The 5,485-nt window shown below is 43.3% G+C and carries 7 protein-coding genes; 1 reads left to right on the forward strand and 6 read right to left on the reverse strand.

Going from position 1 to position 5,485, the window contains the following annotated elements:
- Positions 1-194 precede the first annotated feature (194 nt).
- Positions 195-1,481: an ArsB/NhaD family transporter gene (locus LD39_RS16575; RefSeq protein WP_035550044.1), complete on the reverse strand. Its 1,287-nt coding sequence runs from the start codon at positions 1,479-1,481 to the stop codon at positions 195-197.
- Between the two features lie 125 nt (positions 1,482-1,606).
- Here LD39_RS16575 and LD39_RS16580 point away from each other — a divergent pair, with 125 nt between their 5' ends.
- Positions 1,607-1,993 carry a TIGR04086 family membrane protein gene (locus tag LD39_RS16580; RefSeq protein ID WP_035550047.1) on the forward strand — a complete coding sequence of 129 codons (387 nt, stop codon included), beginning with the start codon at positions 1,607-1,609 and terminating at the stop codon, positions 1,991-1,993.
- 57 nt (positions 1,994-2,050) lie between these two features.
- On the opposite strand, the gene yajC is transcribed toward LD39_RS16580, so the two are convergent.
- The 5 genes from yajC to ruvB all read right to left on the reverse strand — a co-directional run.
- Positions 2,051-2,314: a preprotein translocase subunit YajC gene (gene yajC / locus LD39_RS16585; RefSeq protein ID WP_035550050.1), complete on the reverse strand. Its 264-nt coding sequence runs from the start codon at positions 2,312-2,314 to the stop codon at positions 2,051-2,053.
- Between the two features lie 15 nt (positions 2,315-2,329).
- Complete coding sequence (tgt, locus tag LD39_RS16590; RefSeq protein WP_035550053.1) at positions 2,330-3,466, reverse strand: tRNA guanosine(34) transglycosylase Tgt; 1,137 nt, start codon at positions 3,464-3,466, stop codon at positions 2,330-2,332.
- A gap of 43 nt (positions 3,467-3,509) precedes the next feature.
- Positions 3,510-4,535 (reverse strand): tRNA preQ1(34) S-adenosylmethionine ribosyltransferase-isomerase QueA, encoded by a 1,026-nt coding sequence (gene queA / locus LD39_RS16595; protein WP_035550056.1) that lies wholly within the window; start codon positions 4,533-4,535, stop codon positions 3,510-3,512.
- An 18-nt stretch (positions 4,536-4,553) separates the two neighbouring features.
- A complete protein-coding gene (locus tag LD39_RS16600; RefSeq protein ID WP_035550060.1) occupies positions 4,554-4,754 on the reverse strand; it encodes a DUF2905 domain-containing protein in 201 nt (66 codons plus the stop codon).
- The coding region (ruvB, locus tag LD39_RS16605; protein ID WP_035550063.1) for a Holliday junction branch migration DNA helicase RuvB at positions 4,751-5,485 on the reverse strand (735 nt) is incomplete at its 5' end. The genes LD39_RS16600 and ruvB, both read right to left, overlap by 4 nt.

Genomic DNA, 5,485 nt, shown 5'->3' on the forward strand with positions numbered 1-5,485 from the left:
GCGAGTGTCTGGGCGTTGCAGCTGGACGAGTTGTTTCCCAGTCACCCCTCACTCTTTTACAGGAACGGGCCCGAAATATCTCGAAATCGAGTCTTACAGAATTCTGCACGTTTGTTAAATAACATAAACGATCCAATTGGTCATAGATGAAGTAATCCTTCCATTGAAAACGATAGCGGTTAACAGAACCATTATTATAAAAATGGGATTAAGTATCTAAAAAACACGTAAACCGACGACACAATGAGCGAGATCAAAAGAATAGGGACTCCATATAAAGAAAACTTCACAAAAGGAATCGGCTGTCTATGAGTAGCCGCGAGTCCAGCTACGACTACATTTGCTGACGCTCCAATCAGTGTTCCATTTCCTCCCAGACAAGCTCCTAAAGCGAGCGACCACCAGATAGGATCGACATTCATCATGCCATACCCTTGTAGTTCTTGTACGACTGGAATCATGGCTGCGACAAATGGGATGTTATCAACAACTCCAGATAACAATCCGGAACTCCATAACATGACCATGGATGTAATAGGCAAGTCTCCACCTGAAATCCAAACCATTCCCCTTGCTAATTCATCAATGATTCCAACAGTTTCGAGTCCCCCCACCAGCATAAATAGTCCCATGAAGAAAAATAGAGTGACCCATTCGACTTCCTGGAAAACATGCTCTACATCTAACTCTTTGTCTGTCAGAAATAGCAGCAATAACGCTCCACTTACGGCGATCGTCGTAATATCCATATGGACGAAAGGATGCATCATAAACCCGGTAATCGTTAAAAGCAGGACCGAGACCGACTGGTACAACAGCTTAGACTTGTTGAGGTGTTCTGCAGGATCCAATTCCATCAACTGTCTGGCTAACTTTTCATTATAAGTTAATTTGTTTCGGAACAATAAAATGATCAAAGTCAGCATAATTGAAAAAATGATAAGTACGACCGGACCAAGGTGGTAGATAAACGACAAAAAGCTAAAATGTTGAACCGCTTGTCCGATCATAATGTTCGGTGGATCACCAATCAACGTTGCTGTTCCTCCTATATTTGAACTGAAAATTGTCACCAATAAATATGGAAAAGCTGGCAGCTTTAGTCTGTCTATAAGAGAAAGAAGAACAGGTACGAATAAGAGTACGGTTGTCACATTATCCAAAAAAGCGGAACCTACTGCAGTGAAAATGGCGGATACTGCTAGCAGAGGTAACGGTCGCCCTTTGACGAATTGAGCGAGACGAATGGCCATATACGTAAAGATGCCTGTTTTTTTTGTAATTGAAACAAGAACCATCATGGAAAAAAGCAACGCCACAGTCTCCCAGTCTATGAACCCGAAGGCTTCTTTCCACTCATATACTTTTGTCATTAGGAGCAATACACCGCCTGCAAGAGCGACCAGGGCTCGATTCCACTTTTCTGTCATGATCAGTACATAACTAGCAACGAAAATGAGCAATGCAAGCACAGTTGTCATAGACCTACCCCTTTTATCCGGACTTTATTTATACCTATTCAATTCCATTGGAAAATATCTACTTCTATCACAGCAGATTTCATGCATATAGTGTAAATGACAAGCTAATACAAGGAGGAAGGCTTATGAAAAAGTTGATCCAGGGAGTGCTTGGATATGGAGTGGGCTCGATTTTCATATTGATGATTGTCTTTTCAGGAATTTTAGCTTTATTGCTTCGTTTTACTAACATGGAGTATTCTACACTCAACCAAATCGCACTCATAGCAGGGATAAGTATTCTCGCATTCGGAGGAATGATGGCCGCATACAAAGGAGAACAAAAGGGCTGGTTATCGGGGGGAATGACAGGGTTAATATTCGTTGCAGCGATGGCCTTATTTCAAATTATCTTTGAAAATCAATGGGTTTCTCTTCCTCAGCTCAGTTATTTGGGGGGATTGCTCGTTGCAGCATGGCTTGGAGGTATGATAGGGGTTAACTTACCAAGAAGAACTGCAGCTAAAAGATGATAGAAAAGACAAATCCCGCTACACCTCTGTGTAACGGGATTGTTCAACCATTTCTAATTAGTCTTGATTCAGCTTTTCACGTATGGAAGAACGGTCAAATTTCAGCTGTGAACCATCTTGTACAGAAATCACAAGAGTACCCTCATCTATAGCATGAATTGTACCATGTAGTCCTCCGATTGTAATGATTCTATCACCTTTTTGTAGCTCCGTCTGCATCTGTTGTACTTTTTTCTGTTTCTTCTGTTGCGGACGGATTAATAGGAAATAGAAAATGACAAACATTAGAATGATCGGCAATAAACCTACTAATGTATCCATTTAACTTCCCCCTTTCTAAAAGTTCTTTGCGTTTGGTTTGTTGAAACCATACTGTTCAAAGAATTCTTCTCTAAAGTCACCGAGTCGATCTTCTCTAATGGCTTCACGAACTTGCCTCATTAATTTTAACAGAAAATAAAGGTTATGATAAGTCGTAAGTCTAAAACCGAACGTTTCATTAGCTTTGACCAAATGACGGATATAGGCCCGGCTATAATTACGGCATGTATGACAGTCACAGTTTTCATCAATCGGGCGGAAATCACGGGCAAACTTAGCGTTACGCACAACTAGTCTTCCGTTAGATGTCATACAGGTGCCATTGCGGGCGATTCTCGTCGGAAGAACACAATCAAACATATCAATTCCTCGAATGCTTCCATCAATCAAAGAATCCGGGGAACCTACCCCCATCAAGTAGCGAGGTTTTTCCTTTGGCAGCAATGGAGTTGTAAAGTCCAATACACGATTCATCACGTCTTTGGGTTCACCAACCGACAGCCCACCAACTGCATAACCTGGAAAGTCCAGTGAGGTCAGATCCTGAGCACTCTGACGTCGCAGGTCTTCATACTCGCCGCCTTGGATAATTCCGAATAGTCCCTGATCATTCGGGCGCTGGTGCCCTTCCAGACAGCGCTCAGCCCATCGACTCGTTCGCTCGACAGATTTTTTCATATACTCATGTTCAGCAGGATAAGGAGGACATTCGTCGAACGCCATCATTATATCCGCTCCTAGAGAGTTTTGGATTTTCATCGCTTTCTCTGGAGATAAGAAAAGTTTCTCACCACTAATATGGTTACGGAAGTGCACGCCTTCTTCTTCAATCTGCCTCAAATCGCTAAGGCTGAAAACTTGAAACCCACCTGAATCGGTCAGAATTGACCCATTCCAATTCATGAAAGAGTGTAGTCCTCCTGCTTCTTCCACAATATCTTCGCCAGGACGCAGCCATAAATGGTACGTGTTTGAGAGAATGATCTGTGCTCCCATCCGTTCTAATTCTTCAGGACTCATCGTCTTAACAGTAGCCAACGTGCCAACAGGCATAAACATCGGTGTTTCAAATGATCCATGCGGGGTGTGGACTTTACCGAGACGTGCGCCTGTTTGTTTACATGTTTTTATCAATTCGTATGTGATTGCCATGTTACTTTCCTTTCTTTCTAAAAAAATTCCGTTCTCGTTTTACTTATAAGATCAGCATGGCATCTCCAAAGCTGAAGAACCTATACCTTTCTTCAACAGCCCGGTGATAAGCTTCTAAGATGAAATCTCGCCCAGCAAATGCACTAACCAGCATGATCAACGTTGACTTCGGCAAATGAAAATTCGTAATCAATCCATCGATGGCCTGCAGTTTCTGGGGAGGATAAATAAAAATATCTGTCCAACCACTTGCTGCTGTGAACGTACCATAATCTCTTATAATCGTTTCAAGCGTACGTGTAGACGTGGTGCCCACGGAGATGATCCGTCCACCATTCTTTCTAACACGATTCAGTGTGTCAGCCGTTTCTTCGGAGAGTTGATAAAATTCAGCGTGCATATCATGGTCCTCAATCTTGTCCACACTCACCGGACGGAAAGTTCCAAGCCCGACATGAAGAGTCAAATAAGCGATCTCCACGCCTTTCTCCTGAAGAGAGTACAAGAGTTCGTTTGTAAAGTGCAACCCAGCCGTAGGTGCTGCAGCGGAACCCTCTTCCTTTGCATAAACGGTTTGATAACGTTCCCGATCAGGCAATTGCTCTTTAATATAAGGAGGTAAAGGCATTTCTCCTAAAGACTCAAGCACTTCAAGGAAAATACCCTCGTAAGAGAAACGGACCTTTCGCCCGCCGTGTTCTTGAATTTCAGTACACTCTGCAACGAGTTGTCCTTCTCCGAAGACGATCTTTGTACCTATTTTTACTTTTTTAGCAGGCTTTACGAGCACTTCCCATTCATCATCCTCGTTCTGATGAAGGAGGAGCACCTCTACCTTACCGCCTGTGTCTTCTTTAGCGCCATAGAGGCGGGCAGGTAATACCCGTGTATCATTCAAGACAAGACAGTCACCAGGCTGAATAAATTGGCTGATATCTGAAAAATGGTGATGTTCAATTTTTTCTTTTTCACGGTCCAGAACCATTAATTTAGAAGCAGATCGGTCTTCTAAAGGTACCTGCGCAATCAATTCTTCTGGCAGTTCAAAATCATACTGCTTTATATCCATTTGAATCCCCTATTCTTCCTAACGTATTTTTCCGATGAAATAGAATATCAATGAAAGGACAATACTCACGATGATGGAAGTCATGATCGGAAAATAGAAAGTCACGTTTCCCTTCTTGAAACTAAGGTCACCTGGCAGCTTTCCGAATATGCTCCATAACAGTCCAATCACGATAAACACAATCCCTATTACAATAAAGATTTTACCAAACCCCGTCAAGAGCCAGGCACCTCCCGGTTAAAATGAGCGTAAGCTTTCGGTGTAACGACTCGTCCACGTGGAGTACGTTGAATATATCCTATTTGAAGCAGAAAAGGTTCGTACACATCTTCAATAGTCTGAGACTCTTCGCCAATTGTAGCGGATATAGTGTCCAGACCAACCGGACCTCCCCGAAAACCGTCCATGATTCCTTTCAGAAGTTTATGGTCGATATAATCCAGACCTTCCGCATCCACCTGCAGCATTTCTAACGCTTCATCAGCGGTTTCTTTTGAAATAACAGCTTCTCCTTTTACTTGGGCAATATCTCTCACCCTTTTAAATAAACGGTTTGCAATCCTAGGAGTACCTCTGGACCTGCGTGCAATCTCAACAGCGGCATCCGCATTGATTTCCTCATGGAAAATTTCAGCCGTCCGCTCCACTATCGAACAAAGGGCCTTAGTATCATAATAATCCAAACGACAATGGACGCCGAAACGGTCGCGCAGCGGTGCGGACAGTAACCCCGCTCTTGTCGTTGCTCCAACGAGAGTAAACGGTGGCAGATCCAACCTTACAGACCGTGCACTCGGCCCCGTTCCAACAACAATATCAAGACAGAAGTCCTCCATTGCAGGATAAAGCACTTCTTCTACCGATCGAGGTAAACGGTGAATCTCATCAATGAACAGCACATCGCCTGGCTCCAATGAGGAAAGGATCGCAGCTAAATCGCCAGCTCGTTC

Origin of the sequence: Halobacillus sp. BBL2006, from assembly GCF_000786645.1 — a bacterium.
GTDB lineage: Bacteria > Bacillota > Bacilli > Bacillales > Halobacillaceae > Halobacillus.

Coding starts and splice junctions, on each gene's coding strand:
- LD39_RS16575 (WP_035550044.1), bottom strand. CDS start 1,481: ATGACAACTGTGCTTGCATTGCTCATTTTCGTTGCTAGTTATGTACTG.
- LD39_RS16580 (WP_035550047.1), top strand. CDS start 1,607: ATGAAAAAGTTGATCCAGGGAGTGCTTGGATATGGAGTGGGCTCGATT.
- yajC (WP_035550050.1), bottom strand. CDS start 2,314: ATGGATACATTAGTAGGTTTATTGCCGATCATTCTAATGTTTGTCATT.
- tgt (WP_035550053.1), bottom strand. CDS start 3,466: ATGGCAATCACATACGAATTGATAAAAACATGTAAACAAACAGGCGCA.
- queA (WP_035550056.1), bottom strand. CDS start 4,535: ATGGATATAAAGCAGTATGATTTTGAACTGCCAGAAGAATTGATTGCG.